Origin of the sequence: Streptomyces sindenensis, assembly GCF_014649035.1 — a bacterium.
GTDB lineage: Bacteria > Actinomycetota > Actinomycetes > Streptomycetales > Streptomycetaceae > Streptomyces > Streptomyces sindenensis.
This window is the reverse complement of record NZ_BMSG01000016.1, coordinates 112,532-128,110: the sequence shown is the minus strand read 5'-3', so window position 1 is coordinate 128,110 and position 15,579 is coordinate 112,532. Positions and strand designations below refer to the sequence as shown.

The window sequence follows — 15,579 nt, the reverse complement described above, 5'->3', positions numbered from 1 at the left end:
CTCTCCTCTTCCGGCCGCGGAGGCCGCATGCTGTCGGTCGCGGCGCCTTGACCGCGAGTGATCGTTCTGTGCTACTTCTTGACGCGAACGGTCTTGGTGGAGCGGGTTTCGAGGGTCATCTCGTCCGCTTCCGCGACCTTCGCCTTCAGTCGCACAGTACCTGTCGCGGCATCGACGACGTCGACCACCTTCGAAAGCAGTTTCGCGGTGTCCTGGTTCCCGGACGCCGACGCCAGCTGCACCGCACGGCCCAGCTTCGCCGTCGCGCCGTCGAAGTCGCCCGACTTGCGTGCGTCCAGCCCCTGCTGGATGACTTGTGCCAGTTCCGCCTGACCTGTGTAGTGCGCGACCTGCGGGTTGATCGACGTCGACGCCACCATGTCGTCCGTCCACACGGCCCGTACGAGCCCCTGCGACAGCGTCTGCGGCGTGCCCGCGCCCGAGGGGTCGGGCAGGATCAGCGAGACCCGGGCCGCCAGCATCTCCTGGCCGATCCCGGCCTCCGGCACCACGACGCACACGTGGTAGTCGCGGGACTCGTCGCCCCAGGAACCGGTCGGGTAGTCCCCGGCGCGGGCGTTCGCCTCGGTGCGCCGGGCGGTCAGGTCGGCGACGGTCGGCGCGACCTGCTTCACGAACCGGATCTCCACGCCCACCGGGGTCCAGAGCCGCAGCGCCACGTCCGCGACCTCCTTGCCCATGGCGTTCTCCATCATGCGGGTGAAGTCCGCGGCCAGGCCCGAGGGGTCGGCGACGATGTCGGCCGTGCCGAGGAGGGCGGCGGCTATGCCGGTGACCTCCTTCACCTCCCAGTCGGTGCCCACCCCGCGGGCGTCGCAGGTGAACCGCCCCGCGCAGGAGTCCAGGGCCGCCCGCAGGTCCTCGGGCGACTCGTGCTCGTTGCGGCCGTCGGTCAGCAGGATGCCGTGCCGGATGGAGACCTCGGCGGAGTTCAGCAGCCGGTCGGCCAGCCGCAGCCAGGTGCCGATCGCGGTGCCGCCGCCCGCGCTCAGCTTCCGCAGGGCCTCCTTGGCCTGGGCCTTCGTCTGCGCACCGGCGACCGCGAGCCGCCCGTTGCCCGGGTAGACGTCCTTCGCCACATGCGTCCCGGCGACGACCGCGAACCGGGTCCCCTCGCGCAGGGTGTCGATCGCCGCGGCCGTCGCGTCGCGCGCGTTGCGCATCTTCGTCGGCGGGTAGTCCATCGAGCCCGAACAGTCGACCATCAGCACCACGGCCGCGCCGGGCCCCTGCCCGGCACCGGGCGCGGACGACGGCGCCGCGTCCGCCAGGGGTATCCCCCCGGTGGTGCCGCCGCCGGTCGAGGTCACCGTGACGATCGCGTTGACCTCACGGCCGCCCTCGGGCAGGAACGCGTTCTGGTACACCTCGACGGAGAACTGCGGCACATGCGACTTGGAGAAGTTGGCCATCTGGTCGGCTCCTTGAGGATCAAACGGTTTCGCAGCCCGATCCTGCCCCTTGCGACCGGACGGCGAACGGCAGAAGTGCCACTGTTACGTTGTCGTGGCCCCCGCCGTCGAGCGCGTGTCCGACGAGCACCTGGGCGCCGCGCAGCGGGTGTTCCTGGGCGTCGGCCGGGACCGCTGCGGCCATCTCCTCGGCCGACTCGGCGTAGTTCCACAGGCCGTCCGTGCAGACGACCACCAGGCCCGGCCGGTCCGGCTTGAACGCGGCGGTGTGCGGCTCCAGTTCGTACGCGTCGGCGCCGAGCCAGCCCGTGATGGCGTGGGCGCGCTCGTCCGCGTAGGCCTCCGCCTCGTTCATCAGGCCGGCCGCCACCATCTGCGCGGCCCAGGAGTCGTCCTCGGTGAGCCGGGCGGTCGGCTGGGTCCGGTCCTGGGGCACCCAGTAGACCCGGCTGTCGCCGACCCAGCCGACGATCAGCAGCTCGCCCGCCATGACCGCGCCGACCAGGGTGCAGGCCGGGGCGTTCTGATGGCGGTGCGCGTCGTGCTCCATCGCCCCGGCCGGCTCCTGCGCCAGGGCGTTGACCGCCTCGGACGCGGCGACGATCGCCTCGTGCATCGCCTGCTGCGGATGCGTACCGCGCGCCAGGGAATCCAGCAGCGACTCGTTGGCGGCGTTCGCGGCGGCGGCCGACGCCTCGTCGGGGCGGCTCGCCGAGGAGACGCCGTCGCAGACGATCGCGACGACGGCGGGCGAACCGTCCGGCAGCGCGGTCGAGGACACCGCGAAGGAGTCCTCGTTGCGGTGGTGGCGCAGGCCCCGGTCGCTCACCGCGGCCACCGCGTCGAGCTCCTGCTCCATGTGGTCGCGCTCGCGGGGCTGGGCGTGCCCGCAGTTCTCGCAGTAGCCGTCGGGGTCCACCCGGCCGGAGCGGCAGGCCACACAGACCTGCCCCCCGGCGGGGGGAGCCGCAGGTGCGGCAGGTGCGGCGGAGTGTTCCGCCGTACGGGGATCGGGCGCGGCCAGCGCGAAGTCGCCGGGGTGCTCGGCGGCCGCCGGGGCCGCCCGGTCGTCGTGGCGCACCGCGGCGGCCGAGGGCTCCGGCCCGCCGACGGGCTCCGCACCCGGCCCCGGCCCGACCGGTGCGCCCCGCTCGGCCGCCACGCCCGGCTCCTGGGCCTGTTCCCGCTGCTGGGCCTGCTCCCGCTCCTGTTCCGCCAGGGGCCTGCCGCCCGAGTCCGTCCCCGGCAGGTCCGACGGGCGGTGCACGGGCGCGGGCACGTCCGAGCTGTCGGTCTCCGGGGCGGCGGGCCACCGCACGGCCTCGGCCGCCCGCGCGGGCGGGGCGGCGGGCGCCTCCGGGGCGGCCGGGGGCACGGTGATGGCCACCGTGGGCCGGTCATCGGGGCGCGCGGGCACCGCGGAGAGGTCGTAGCCGCACGCCCCGCAGAACAGGTCGCCCGCAGCCGGCGGCTCCTCGCAGCCGGGGCACTTCGACAGGGCGGGCTGCTGCTGGCTCTGTGACATCTTCACACCCACGTCCGGGGGCGGAAACGGTTGGCCCGCTCCACCAGTTCGATCCTCTGCTCGCCCCGCTGCGCGAGCCGGGCGAGCATCCGGTACGAGCGTTCCAGCCCGAACCGCAGTCCCCGCTCGGTCGGTTCGGCGCCGAGCAGCTTCCGTGCAACCGACGGATCGGCGTCCGGTCCGCCCGGCCCCGGGACACCGGGACTACCGGAGAGTACCCAGTCCAGCGCCTTGCCCAGTACCTCCGTCGACAACTGCTCGTGCCGCACCGGGTCCAGGCCGAAGGCGCCCAGCGCGGTCACCTGGGCCCCGGCGGCCGTCAGATCGGCCAGCAGCGGCTCCCGGTGCGAGCGTTCGCGCAGCCGCGCCCGGACCGCGGCGACCCGCGCCGCCGTGTAGTGGATCGAGGCCTCCGGCACCGACTCCAGGGTGCTCACCGCCGCCCCCCGCTCCCCGGCGGCGATCTGCACCCGGGCCAGGCCGAACGCGGCGCTGACGAACTCCGGATCGGTCGCCCACACCAGGCGGTAGTACTCGGCGGCGTTGTCCAACTGGCCCAGCACCTCCGCGCAGATCCCGAGCGCCAGCTTGGGCGCCGTTTCCCCGGGGAACGCGTCGTAGACCGCGTCGAAGGAGAGCGCCGCCGTCTCGTGGTCGCCGGTCACCAGCGAGGTGACGCCCCGATACCAGACGACCCGCCAGTCGTCCGCGTGTTCACCCTCCAGGGTGGTCAGCGCACGGGCGGCCGCATCCGCCTCCCGCATCTCCAGCCGGGCCCGCAGCTCCCGCAGCCGGGTCTCCGGCGAGGGGGTGGGGACCGTGTGCAGGGCGGTGATCAGCTCGGCCGGGGCGGAGGCCATCAGACCCGCGAGGAAACCGGCGTTCGGGTCCAGCGCGTCGACCCGGGGGACCGGCAGCGCCAACGCGGTGGCCGGGGCGTCGAACGGGGCGAGCCGGACACCCCCGCCGGGACCGTACGGTCCGGCCGGGGCGGTCTGGACATACGGGCCGGCCGCCGCGCCGGTGGCGTACGGGCCGGTCGCAGGGCCCGAGGCCTGGTCGGGCGGCCGGGGCGCCGGGACGGTGGCATGCGCCGGGGGAGCGTACGGCAACGGCGCCCCGGCACCCGGCGCGGAGCCCCGGACATGGGTCGGCGGCGCGGCCAGCGGGGCGGCCCCCGCCGCACCCGGCGCGTGACCGCCCGCCGGGCCGGACGGCTGCGCTCCCACCGGCAACGCCCCGGCCACCGCCGACGTCACGGCCCCCGGCGCGGCCGGAGCCGTACCGCCGTGGGACAGCCCGCCGTGGGTTGGCCCCGCGCCACCCTGCGCGGGGATGCCGGGCGGCCGGCCGCCGCGGCCCTTGCGGCGGCCCAGCGGCCCGCCCCGCCCGGAGCCGGTGTCCCGGCCGCCCAGCTGCGAGACGTCGTCCGTCTGCGGGGCGAACAACTCCGTGTCGACCACGCGCAGCTCGGCGCCGAACAGCGTCGACACGGCCGGGCGCGGCCGGCCGGTCTGGAGCGCCACGACCTCCCGCAGCACCCCCGTCAGCTGCTCGGCCATCTCCGCTGCGGAGGCGAAACGGCGGGCCGGGTCCGGGTCGGTGGCCCGTACCAGCAGCCGGTAGAACGACTCGTAGGTGCGGAACACCTCGATGGTGTCCGGGTCCGGCAGTGAGTCCACGAAGACGTTCGTGTACCCCTGGAAGTCGAAGGTGAGGACCGCCAGCGTCCGGGCCACCGTGTACAGATCGGAGGCGACCGACGGGCCCAGCTCCGCGACCTCGGGGGCCTGGTAGCCGACCGTGCCGTAGATCGCGGACTCGTCGTCGTCCATCCGGCGCACCGCGCCCATGTCGATCAGCTTGAGCTGGTCCTCGGTCTGGATCGCGTTGTCGACCTTGAAGTCGCAGTAGAGCAGATTGCGGCTGTGCAGATGACCGAGCGCCTCCAGCGCCTCGATCCCGTACGCGCAGGCCTGTTCCACCGGCAGCGGATCGCGCTTCCCGGCCGGGGTGCGGCGCTCGTTGGCGATCTCCTTGAGCGCCTTGCCGCCGACGTACTCCATGACGATGTAGCCGTCGAGGGATCCGGTGCGCTGGTCGAGGTGTTCGACGAAGTTGTAGATCCGCACGATGTTGGAGTGCTCGATCTCCGCGAGGAAGCGGCGCTCGGAGATCGCGGCGGCCATCGCGTCCTGGTCGCCGGTGTCCAGCAGGCCCTTGAGGACCACCCAGCGGTCGGAGACGGCCCGGTCCACCGCGAGATACACCCAGCCGAGACCGCCGTGCGCCAGACAGCCCACGACCTCGTACTGGCCGTGCACGATGTCGCCGCCGGTCAGCTTCGGCACGAAGGAGTAGGGGTGGCCGCACTTGGTGCAGAACCCCTCGGTGCGGCCCGGCCGCTCACCGCGCGAACGGCCCACCGGCGCCCCGCAGTCCGAACGGGAGCAGAACCGCTTGCGCTCGGGCACCTCCGCCCGCTCCATCACCGCCGTACGCGGATCGGGCCGGGGGACGTCCGGCACCTCCACCAGGCCGACGCCGAGCCGCCCCCGGGCTGAGGCCGCCGACGTCGAGCCGGAGGAACGCACCGAGACCGAACGGGAGGCGGACGCCCCGGACAGCGACCGCGACAGCCGGCCGGAGACCGAACGGCGCGAGGTCGACGAACGGGACGAGGACCGGGCGGAGGCGCGGGAGCCGGAACGCTGCGAGGAGCTGTCCCGGCCGCTCGCCCGGCCGCCCCCGGCGATCCCGGTCGGCGGCGAGGAGACCATGCCCGTCGGCGAGACGACCGGGGCCAGACCGCAGGTGTCGCAGTACAGCTCACCGCCGCCCATGTCCTCGTAGTCGCCCTCGCACGCGGGGCGCTGGCACTGCGTACTCATCGTGATTCCCCCTGTCCGCCCGCGTCCCGTCCGTCCTGCGGTGCGTCGGGCCGGTGCGGCTGCAACGACTCCGCGACCGCGTGCTGGTAGCGCAGGACGGCCTGCTCGGCGACCCGCAGATCGCACGGGGCGCTCCACAGCATGCGGCGCGCCGCGTCGTACCGCTCGATCAGCAGCGGATCCTCGGCCAGACCGTGCCGGGCCACCTTCGCCTTGTACGCGTCGAGCCGGCCGCGCAGCTCCGCGCGGACCGCCAGCGGCGCGGTCACCGAGGTCAGCGACTCCCGTGCGCGCAGCAGTTCGTCCTCGGCCTCCTGCTCCAGGGACTCCAGCAGCGGTGAGAGCCGGTGCCACTGGGCGTGCCTGCGGTGTTCCGACGCGGCCGCCAGACGCTCCTGGAGAGCGGTCGGCGGACCGCTGACCGCGGGCACCTCGGAGGCGGCGATCTTCGCCAGCACCTCGCCGCGCGCCGCCCGCGCCTCCGTCAGGGTGCGGTCGGCCCGCGAGAGCACGTCCCGCAGCCGTACCAGGCGCGCCTCCGCGTCCTGCCGGACCGCGAGCACCGCCTCGATCTCGCGCCGTACGTCCTCCAGGGCGCGGGCGGCCCGGTCGTAGCGCGAGGTGTCGGGGCGGCCGCCGCCGGGCGCGGCGCTGCCGGGACCCGGCAGCCAGAACGCCAGCGGGTCCGAGATCACCTGCACCCGCAGCGTCGTCAGCTCCTCGGTGATCTCCGCCAGATCGTCCCCGGCCGGATGCTCACCGGGCCGCACCCCCACCGAGTGCGCCAGCGAACGCGTGCGGTGCAGCTCGGCCGCGAGCAGGTCGATCCGGGCGGGCAGCGCCGACCAGACGGAGTCGGCGGCGACGACCATGTCCAGGGACCTGGCGTACAGCTCGTTCATCCGGGCGACCAGCTCCTGGAGCGAGAACCGCTCGGAGAGCCGGGCCGGACCCGCGGCCGAGGGCGGTGGCACCGCACCCGGGTTGGCGACCGTCACCGACTCGCCGCGCAGCAGCTCGGTCAGCGCGGCGAGATCGTCCCGGTTCGGGTGGCGGCGGCGCGCACGGATCTCGCGGGCCTCGGACAGGGCTCCCGCGTACGCGTCGAAATACCCCCACAGAAGGGTGATCGACTGCTCGGTGGCGGCCCAGCGCTCCCGGGTGACACCGGTCAGCTCGGCGCCCTCCAGGAGCCGGCGCCCGGCATGGTCCTGGAGCGCGAGGAGTGAGGTCTCGATGGCCTCGTGCTCCGCCCCGAGCCGGGCCAGCGCACGGTCCGCCTCCTCCCGGTCCATGACCGGTCCGGAGGACCTCCCCGTGTAGCCGGGAAAGGATCCCGCGACGCCCATCGATCACCTCTCCGCTCTCCCCGCCGGGCCGGTCGGCCCGGCGGGATCGTTCTGCTTCGGTCTGCTCCGGCCCGCCCGTCGCGGTCCGTACGCCGCTGTGGTGCACGGTGCCGCGGCGCGGGCGCCCGGAGGTATGAGGGTCAGTCGGTGCGGTACTTGGGGGCGGGCGGTGCGGTGATCCCGGGCAGGCCCGTCGCCAGCCACTTCTCGTAGGACCGCATCCAGGCGCTGTCCTTGCCGCCCGCCCGGTAGTCGACGAGGACCTTGTTGACCCGGGCCACCAGGTCGTCGGAGCCCTTCTTCGCGGCGACGCCGTAGTACTCCGTGGTGAACGGGTCCTTCCCCTTGAGCTCCACTGCCGGGTCCTGGGCCGCCTGCCCGGCCGCCAGGGCGTTGTCCGTGACGACCGCGTCGACCTCGCCGAGCTGGAGCCGCACCAGGCAGTCCAGCTGGTTGGGCACGGTCAGCAGGTCCGGGTCGCGCTCGGTGCCGTCGAAATCGTCCTTGTAGAGCGCCCCGAAGGACTTCTTCTCCAGTGCCTCGTACGCCGTGGAGCCCTCGGCCGAGCAGACCCGCTTGCCCTTCAGCGAGGAGTCGTAGCCGGTGATCGGCGACTCCTTCGGGGCGAGGACCTGCTGCCCCGCCCGGAAGTAGGCGGTGGAGAAGGACACCTGCTCCAGCCGCTTGCAGTTGATCGTCATCGTCCGCACGACGACGTCGACCCGGTCGTTCTCCAGGGCGGCGATGCGCTGGTTGGTGGGGATGGCCCGGAAGATGACCGCGTCCGGGTCGCCCAGGAGGTCGTCGGCGATGGCCCGCACCAGATCGATGTCGAACCCCTCCAGATCCCCGCTCTCCGGATTGCGGTAGCCCCAGCGGAAGCTGTTCTGGTCGACGCCCGCGATCAGCTTGCCGCGCTCCTTGATCCTGTCGATGTTCGGCCCGTCGTCGCCGGACGCGGGCAGGCTCGCCTCCGGCTCGGTGCACGCCTCGGCCCGGGCCCGGTCGGCCGTCGCCACCCCGCCCGACGCGCCCGCCCCGGCCGGCCCGACGCTGTGGTGGGCCAGCGGCAGCAGGGTGACCGCCGCGGTGACCGCGCACGCCACCGCCATCCCCGTCACCCCGCCCCAGCCGCGCAGGCGGCCGCGCCCGGGCCGGTCGTTGGACCTGCTCATCGCTGCCCCTCTCACCGGTACTCCGAGAGCCTGCGGTTGACCCCGACGATCACGGCGACGGCCCCCAGCACCGCCAGGGCCGCGGCCCCGGTCGGCAGGCCCCGCAGGGCCCCGCGCCCGTCCTTCGCCGCCGAGGTGAACTCGCCCTGCTCATGGGCGAGTGCCTTCTCCAGCGCGGCGTCCACCTGCTGGAAGGACTGCCCGGTGGACTTCTCCGTCCCGATGATCTGCTCCAGCGCGCCGTCGTAGTCGCCCCGGTCGTCCGTGGCCCGGGCCTCGCGGTGCCGCACCTGCCACTGCGTCACGCCGTCCGCCGCTTCGGCCACCGGAGCGCTCCCGCCGGCGTCGTCCGCCAGCCGCCCGGCCTTCGACAGCTGAGCCTTCAGCGCCGCCATCCCCGAGCTGTAGTCCGCTTCGTACTGGTCGGCGGAGCCGTCGGGCGTCAGCACCGCGCCCCGCGCCACCAGGGTGAGGTTCTCGTTGGCGCGCGCCTTCAGGGAGTTGATCCGGGCGTCGTTGAGCACGTCCAGCGACTCCTGGCCGTGCACCATCGCCGACCGCAGCTCCGCGCGGGCCACCGTGTGCCCCACGGCCAGCCAGAGCACCACCACCGAGGCGGCGGCCGTCGCCGCCAGCAGCCCGGGGTTCAGCACCCGGTTCGTCCGGCGGTAGGTGCGCCGCTGCATCCACCCCAGCGCGCCCAGCACGATGATCCCGGCGCCGATCGACCACAGCGGCCACTGCCGGGCGTCGGCGGAGTCGCTCTCCAGCCGGCCCGTCTCCGCCGCGTACAGCCGCTCGGCTGCGGGGAGCATCTCGCCCGCCATCTTCTGGTTCGCGTACCGGAGATAGGCACCGCCCAGCGGCAGGCCCTGGCGGTTGTTGGCGCGGGCGCGCTCGATCAGACCCGTGTAGACCGGGAGCAGCTTGTTGAGGGTGGCTATCTCCCGGCCGGACGCACTGGCGGAGCCGGCGCTCCCCGACGCCTTCACCAGCAGCCGGGCCGCCTCCTCGATGTCCTTCCGATACTGCTCCTGCACCGCCTCGGGCTCCTGCGCCCCCGCGAGGAACCCACTGGCGGCCGTCGTGTCCGCGTCCGCCAGGTAGCGGTAGATGTCCGCCGCGTCGGCGCTGAGCGGCTGACTGCGGCTGACCACGTCATCGGCCGAGGAGGCCCGCTGCGATATCTCCAGCGTCGTCACCGCGCCGAACGCCACGACCAGCAGCGCCAGAACGGCCCCGATGATCTGGAGCCGGCCGGGCTCGGTCGTCGCCACGGCACGCAGGCGCCGCGCCTGCGCGGCCCACGCGGTGCGCTGTGCGGGCACGCCGACGTGCCCGGACACCGGGTCCGGCGTACGCGACGTCTGCGAGCCGCCGCTCGGCGGGTGTGTCACTCGACCTCCCCCTCGGTCACTGACAGTTGGGTCCCCGTCCTGTCCCCGTCATCAGTCCCCGCATTCGATCAGGGCGGACGCGGCCGATCAAGGCAAGCAGCACAACGTGCCCGGATACATCCCCATAAGCGAACGGACTTCCCATCAGGTACACGTTCCAGAAGCCCGATCGGTTCCCTCGCGCCCCTCGTGCGCCAGCCGTTCACCCGTACGAGGAACGCACGAGGAACGTGACGAGGAACGGGAAGAGAAGCGTCCCCCCACGCGGTGTGCGTGGAGGGACGTTTCCGCGACGAGCGGCCGGACCCGGGACCCCCGGAACCCGGAACCCGGGACCCGGGACCCGGACTCCTCAGGCGTACCGCGCGCGCAGCTTCCGGTGCGCCTCCGGACCCGCCCCCGTCCGGTCCAGGCCCAGCAACGCCGCGCCCAGCACCGGCGGCTCGGACACGACGCGCACCTCGGCCTTCGGGGCGCGGGCCGCCAGCAGTGCGGCGATCCGGTCGTTGAGCTGCGGGTGGCGGGCGGCCAGCACGCTGCCGCCCAGCAGCACCGGAACCTCCTCCTCCAGCAGGCCCAGGCGGTCCAGCGCGACCGAGGCCATCGCCACCACCTCGTGCGCCTGCCGCTTCACCAGCGCCGCCGCCACCGGGTCCCCGGCCTCCGCTGTGGCGAAGAGCACCGGCGTCAGCTCGTGCCGCCGCCCCAGCGGGATCGTGCCCCGGTGCAGCGCCTCGATCAGCCCGTACATCGAGTCGAGCCCGAAGTGGCCCGGCAGCGCGCGGGCCAGCTCCGACGGATCGCCGCGCCCGTCCTCGGCGCGCGCGGCGAACCACAGCGCCTCCTCAGCGAGCCCCGAACCGCCGCCCCAGTCACCGGAGATCCGCCCGATCGCGGGGAAGCGGGCGGTCCGCCCGTCCGGGGTCATGCCCACGCAGTTGATCCCGGCCCCGCACACCACCGCGACGCCCCGGGGCTCGTCCACCCCGGCGCGCAGGATCGCGAAGGTGTCGTTGCGCACCTCCACCGAGGAGCCCCACCCGCGGGACTCCAGGGCGGCGGCCAACTCGGCCTCCTCGACCGGCAGATCGGCGTTGGCCAGACACGCGGAGACATGACCGGAGAGGACGGGCGGAGCCGGCAGCTCCGCGACCGCCCGCTCCAGCACCTCGGCCAGCACGTCGATCGCGGCCTCCACCCCGATCGCCGGCGGCTGGAAGCCGCCGCCGCGCGCCGTGGCCAGCACCGTGCCGTCCTCGCCGATCAGCGCCACATCGGTCTTGCTGTTGCCCGCGTCGATGGCGACGACCGACACGTTCACGCCCACGCCAGGTGCTCCCGGTTGTGTGCGATCAGCCGGTCGGTGAGGCCCTCGGCGTACTCGTACTGGCCGATCAACGGGTGGGCCAGCAACGCCTTGAAGACCCGGTCCCGGCCACCGCGCAGCGCGGCTTCCAGGGCGAGGTCCTCGTACGCCGTCACGTTGGCGATCAGACCGGCGTACAGCGGGTCCAGCGTCGGGACGGCCAGCGGCGTCGCGCCCTCGCGGCCGACCCGGGCCTGCACCTCGATCACCGCGTCGTCGGCGAGGAACGGCAGGGTCCCGTTGTTGTACGTGTTGACCACCTGGACCGGGGAGCCGCCGTCGCCCAGCAGCGAGGCCGCCAGGTCCACGGCCGCCTCGGAGTAGAACGCGCCGCCGCGCTTGGCGAGCAGCTCGGGCTTCTCGTCGAGCGCCGGGTCGCCGTACATCTCCAGCAGCTCCTTCTCCATCGCCGCGACCTCGGCGGCCCGGGAGGGCTTGGTGCCCAGCTCCCTCACCACCTCGTCGTGGGCGTAGAAGTAGCGCAGGTAGTAGGAGGGGACGACGCCGAGCCGGGCGATGACCTGCCGGGGCAGGTGGAGGTCGTCCGCGATCGTGTCGCCGTGCTCCGCGAGCAGCTTCGGCAGGACGTTCTCGCCGTCCGGGCCGCCGAGGCGCACCCCCAGTTCCCAGCTCAGGTGGTTGAGCCCGACGTGGTCGAGGTGCACCCGGCCCGGCTCCACCTCCAGCAGCCGGGCGAACTTCCGCTGGAAGCCGATCGCCACGTTGCACAGGCCGACCGCCTTGTGCCCGGCCTGGAGGAGGGCGCGGGTGACGATGCCGACCGGGTTGGTGAAGTCGATGATCCAGGCGTCCGGGTTGGTGCGGCGGACCCGCTCGGCGATGTCCAGGACGACCGGCACGGTGCGCAGCGCCTTGGCGAGGCCGCCGGCGCCGGTGGTCTCCTGGCCGACGCAGCCGCACTCCAGGGGCCAGGTCTCGTCCTGGTTGCGCGCGGCCTGTCCGCCGACGCGCAGCTGGAGCAGGACCGCGTCGGCGTCGGCGACGCCCGCGTCGATGTCGGTGGTCGTCGTGATCCTCCCCGCGTGGTCCTGCTTGGCGAAGATCCGCCGGGCCAGGCCGGAGACCAGCTCCAGGCGGTGGGCCGCCGGATCGACGAGCACCAGCTCCTCGATCGGCAGCGTGTCCCGCAGCCGGGCGAATCCGTCGATCAGTTCAGGGGTGTAGGTGGACCCGCCACCCACTACTGCGAGCTTCATGTCAGCCCTTTACTCCGGTCAGTGTGACGCCTTCGACGAATGCCTTCTGGGCGAAGAAGAAGACGGCGATCACGGGGGCCATGACCAGAACGGTCGCGGCCATGGTCAGGTTCCAGTCGGTGTGGTGCGCGCCTTTGAAGGATTCGAGGCCGTAACTGAGCGTCCAGGCGGCCGGGTTCTCCGAGGCGTAGATCTGTGGTCCGAAGTAGTCGTTCCAGGCGGCGAAGAACTGGAAGAGGGCGATGGCCGCGATCCCGGGCCTGGCCATCGGCAGGACGACCTTCATCAGCGTACGGAACTCACCGCAGCCGTCGACCTTCGCGGCGTCCAGGTACTCGTTCGGGATGGTCAGCAGGAACTGCCGCAGCAGGAAGATGGAGAACGCGTCGCCGAAGGCCATCGGGATGATCAGCGGCCACAGGGTGCCGGACAGGTCCATCTGCTTCGCCCAGAACAGGTACATCGGGATGATGACGACCTGCGGCGGCAGCATCATCATCGAGATGACGAGCATCAGCGACAGCTTGCGGCCCCGGAAGCGGAACTTCGCCAGCGCGTACGCCACCGGGATCGACGACACCACGGTGAGGACGGTGCCGACGCCCGCGTACAGCAGGGTGTTCCGCCACCAGGTCAGAAAGCCCGGGGTGTTGAAGACCCGTTCGTAGTTGCCCCACTCCCAGGTGTCCGGGGTGAGGTCGCGGGTCAGCGCCTGCTGGTCGCTCATCAGCGAGGTCAGCACTACGAAGACGAACGGCAGCACGAAGAAGAGCGCGGCGGCGATCCCGAGGGAGTGCACGGCGATCCAGTGCAGCAGCGCCTTGCGGCGGGCGGTGCGTGCGGCGGCCGTCCGCACGGGGCGTTCCGGGGCGGTGGCAGCGGCTTTGCGGACAGGGTCGAGAAGGTCGGTCATGGCTCAGTCACCCGCCGAGATCAGGTTGTTGCGGCCCCGCATCAGCAGCGCCGTGAAGGCCATGGCCAGGGCGAACAGCACGAGGGCGACGACACAGGCGGCGCCGTAGTCGAAGCGCTGGAAGCCCAGGTTGTAGACGAGCTGGGGCAGCGTCAGTGTCGACTTGTCGGGATAGCCGGGTTCGAAGGACTGGCCGGAGCCGCCGATGACCCCGGAGGCGACCTTTCCGGCGACCAGCGGCTGCGTGTAGTACTGCATCGCCTGGATGACGCCCGTCACCACGGCGAACATCACGATGGGCGAGATGTTCGGCAGGGTCACGAACCGGAACTTCTGCCAGGCGGACGCCCCGTCCAGCTCGGCCGCCTCGTACTGCTCGCCCGGCACGTCCAGCAGGGAGGCCATAAAGATGACCATCAGGTCCCCGATGCCCCACACCGCGAGCATGGTGAGCGCCGGCTTGGACCAGGACGCGTCGTTGAACCAGCCCGGTGCCGGCAGCCCGAAGTCCTGGAGGATCGCGTTGACCGGCCCGGTGCCGGGGTTGAGGAGGAAGACGAAGGCGAGCGTCGCGGCGACCGGCGGAGCCAGGTACGGCAGGTAGAACAGGGTTCGGAAGACACCCGTCCCCGTCTTGATCTTCGTGATCAGCAGCCCGATCCCGAGGCCGAACACGACCCTGCAGGTGACCACGACGACCACCAGCCAGAGCGTGTTCCCCAGCGACGGCCAGAACATCGGGTAGTCGCTGAAGACATACGTCCAGTTGGTCAGTCCGTTGAAGACCGGCGCCCCGAACCCGTCGTAGTCCGTGAACGAGAAGTAGACCGTCGAGACCATCGGGTAGGCGAAGAAGACCGAGAACCCGATCAGCCACGGCGACATGAAGGCCGCGTTCCGCAGCGCCGACCGGCGGCGCTTGGAACGGAGGGTGTGCGTCGTCATCGGAGGCTACTTGGCCTTGGCGATGTCGGTGTCGATCTGCCGCGCGGTCTTCTCCAGACCCGCCTGGAGGTCCTTCACCGCGCCCTTCTCGTACTGGTAGCCGAAGTCCTGGAGGGTCAGCTGGTACGTGGCCCCGTTGACGGCACCGTCGGAGGTCATGGACTCCGGGTGCTGGGCGATGTCCAGGAAGGTCTTGAAGCGCGGGTCGAACTTCAGGTCGGGCGACTTCAGCGCCTCCAGGGTGGAGGGCACGTTCCGGATGCCGTTGGAGAAGTTGACGACCGCCTCCGTGTCGCTGGTCATGAACTTGACCAGCTCCCAGGCGGCGTTCTGCTTCTTGCTGGCCGGGGCGATACCCACGATGGTGCCGGAGAGGTAGCCCTTGCCGTAGCTGTCCGCCTCGTCGTCGGCGACGGGCATCGGCGCGACCCCGATCTCGAAGTCGGCCCCGGCGTCCTCGGCCATCCCGAGCCGCCACTCGCCGTCCAGCTGCATGGCCACCTGGCCGGTGTGGAACGGGTGCTTGGCGCCCCACTCGTCACCGAAGGCGCCCCGGTACTTCTCCAGCCTGTCGTAACCACCGAGGCTGTCCACCAGCTTCTTCTGGTACGTGAACATCTTGGCGAACGCCGGGTCCTTGGCGATGTTGGACTTGCCGTTCTCGTCGAAGTAGGCGTGGTTCCACGAGGGCATGTAATGGCTGACGACGGTCTCGTAGCCGTGGAAGTTCGGCATGAAGCCGAGCTGCTCGTAGGTGTCGCCCTTCTCGACCGTCAGCTTCTTCGCCACGTCGGCCAGTTCGGACATCGTCTTCGGCGGCGCGGTGATCCCGGCCTTCTTGAAGGCGTCCTTGTTGTAGTAGAGGCCGTAGGCGTCGGTGAGCAGCGGCAGGGCGCAGCGCTTGCCCTCGAACTGGGTGTAGTCCAGGAGGACCTTCGGGAAGGTCTTCTCCAGGTCCAGCTTCGACTTCTCGATGAACGGCTTCAGATCGGTGAAGGCGCCCGACGAGCAGAACTTGCCGACGTTGGCCGTGGTGAAGGACGAGACCACGTCCGGCCCGTCCGAACCGCCCGCGCGCAGGGCCTGGTTGAGCTTGTCGTCGTTGATGTTGCCGGAGACCTTCACCGTGATGTTCGGGTGGGCCTTCTCGAACCGGTCGATATTGTCCTGGATCGCCTTCACCTCGGCGGGCGCGCTCCAGCCGTGCCAGAAGTTGATCGCGGTCTTCGCGTTCGGGTCGTCGGAGGCGCCGGCCTCCGACTGGCCGGTACACGCGGTGGCGAGCACCGATATCGCGGCGACGGCGACCGCGGTGGTGGTGAGACGGCTGGTGCGCATGACGAAACTCCCAGGGACCAGGGACGGGGA

Annotated in this window: 11 protein-coding genes; all 11 read right to left on the bottom strand. The window is 72.2% G+C overall.

Going from position 1 to position 15,579, the window contains the following annotated elements:
• Window positions 1-71 precede the first annotated feature (71 nt).
• The 11 genes from IE145_RS19040 to IE145_RS18990 all read right to left on the bottom strand — a co-directional run bounded on the left by IE145_RS19040 (window position 72) and on the right by IE145_RS18990 (window position 15,549).
• Window positions 72-1,433, bottom strand: coding sequence for a vWA domain-containing protein (locus tag IE145_RS19040; protein ID WP_189526452.1), 1,362 nt, complete (start codon window positions 1,431-1,433; stop codon window positions 72-74).
• 19 nt (window positions 1,434-1,452) lie between these two features.
• Complete coding sequence (locus IE145_RS19035; protein ID WP_189526450.1) at window positions 1,453-2,958, bottom strand: PP2C family protein-serine/threonine phosphatase; 1,506 nt, start codon at window positions 2,956-2,958, stop codon at window positions 1,453-1,455.
• 2 nt (window positions 2,959-2,960) lie between these two features.
• Window positions 2,961-5,849 carry a serine/threonine-protein kinase gene (locus IE145_RS19030; protein WP_189526448.1) on the bottom strand — a complete coding sequence of 963 codons (2,889 nt, stop codon included), beginning with the start codon at window positions 5,847-5,849 and terminating at the stop codon, window positions 2,961-2,963.
• A complete protein-coding gene (locus IE145_RS19025; RefSeq protein ID WP_189526446.1) occupies window positions 5,846-7,198 on the bottom strand; it encodes a coiled-coil domain-containing protein in 1,353 nt (450 codons plus the stop codon). Before IE145_RS19025 ends, IE145_RS19030 begins: the two co-directional genes overlap by 4 nt.
• Window positions 7,199-7,338: 140 nt before the next feature.
• Window positions 7,339-8,373 carry a glutamate ABC transporter substrate-binding protein gene (locus tag IE145_RS19020; protein ID WP_189526444.1) on the bottom strand — a complete coding sequence of 345 codons (1,035 nt, stop codon included), beginning with the start codon at window positions 8,371-8,373 and terminating at the stop codon, window positions 7,339-7,341.
• A gap of 11 nt (window positions 8,374-8,384) precedes the next feature.
• Window positions 8,385-9,770, bottom strand: coding sequence for a GlnX family signal transduction membrane protein (locus tag IE145_RS19015; RefSeq protein ID WP_189526442.1), 1,386 nt, complete (start codon window positions 9,768-9,770; stop codon window positions 8,385-8,387).
• A 352-nt stretch (window positions 9,771-10,122) separates the two neighbouring features.
• The gene (locus tag IE145_RS19010) at window positions 10,123-11,097 is read right to left on the bottom strand and encodes an N-acetylglucosamine kinase (RefSeq protein ID WP_189526441.1); all 975 of its coding nucleotides are present in this window, start codon (window positions 11,095-11,097) and stop codon (window positions 10,123-10,125) included.
• Entirely contained in the window at window positions 11,088-12,353 is a 1,266-nt protein-coding gene (locus IE145_RS19005; protein ID WP_189526439.1) for a 6-phospho-beta-glucosidase, read from the bottom strand. The genes IE145_RS19010 and IE145_RS19005 overlap by 10 nt, the downstream gene beginning before the upstream one ends.
• Before the next feature lies 1 nt (window position 12,354).
• Window positions 12,355-13,266, bottom strand: coding sequence for a carbohydrate ABC transporter permease (locus tag IE145_RS19000; RefSeq protein WP_189526437.1), 912 nt, complete (start codon window positions 13,264-13,266; stop codon window positions 12,355-12,357).
• Window positions 13,267-13,269: 3 nt separating this feature from the next.
• On the bottom strand, window positions 13,270-14,211 hold the full coding sequence (locus tag IE145_RS18995) for a carbohydrate ABC transporter permease (RefSeq protein ID WP_189526435.1): 942 nt from the start codon (window positions 14,209-14,211) through the stop codon (window positions 13,270-13,272).
• Between the two features lie 6 nt (window positions 14,212-14,217).
• Window positions 14,218-15,549, bottom strand: coding sequence for an ABC transporter substrate-binding protein (locus tag IE145_RS18990; protein WP_189526434.1), 1,332 nt, complete (start codon window positions 15,547-15,549; stop codon window positions 14,218-14,220).
• Window positions 15,550-15,579 lie beyond the last annotated feature (30 nt).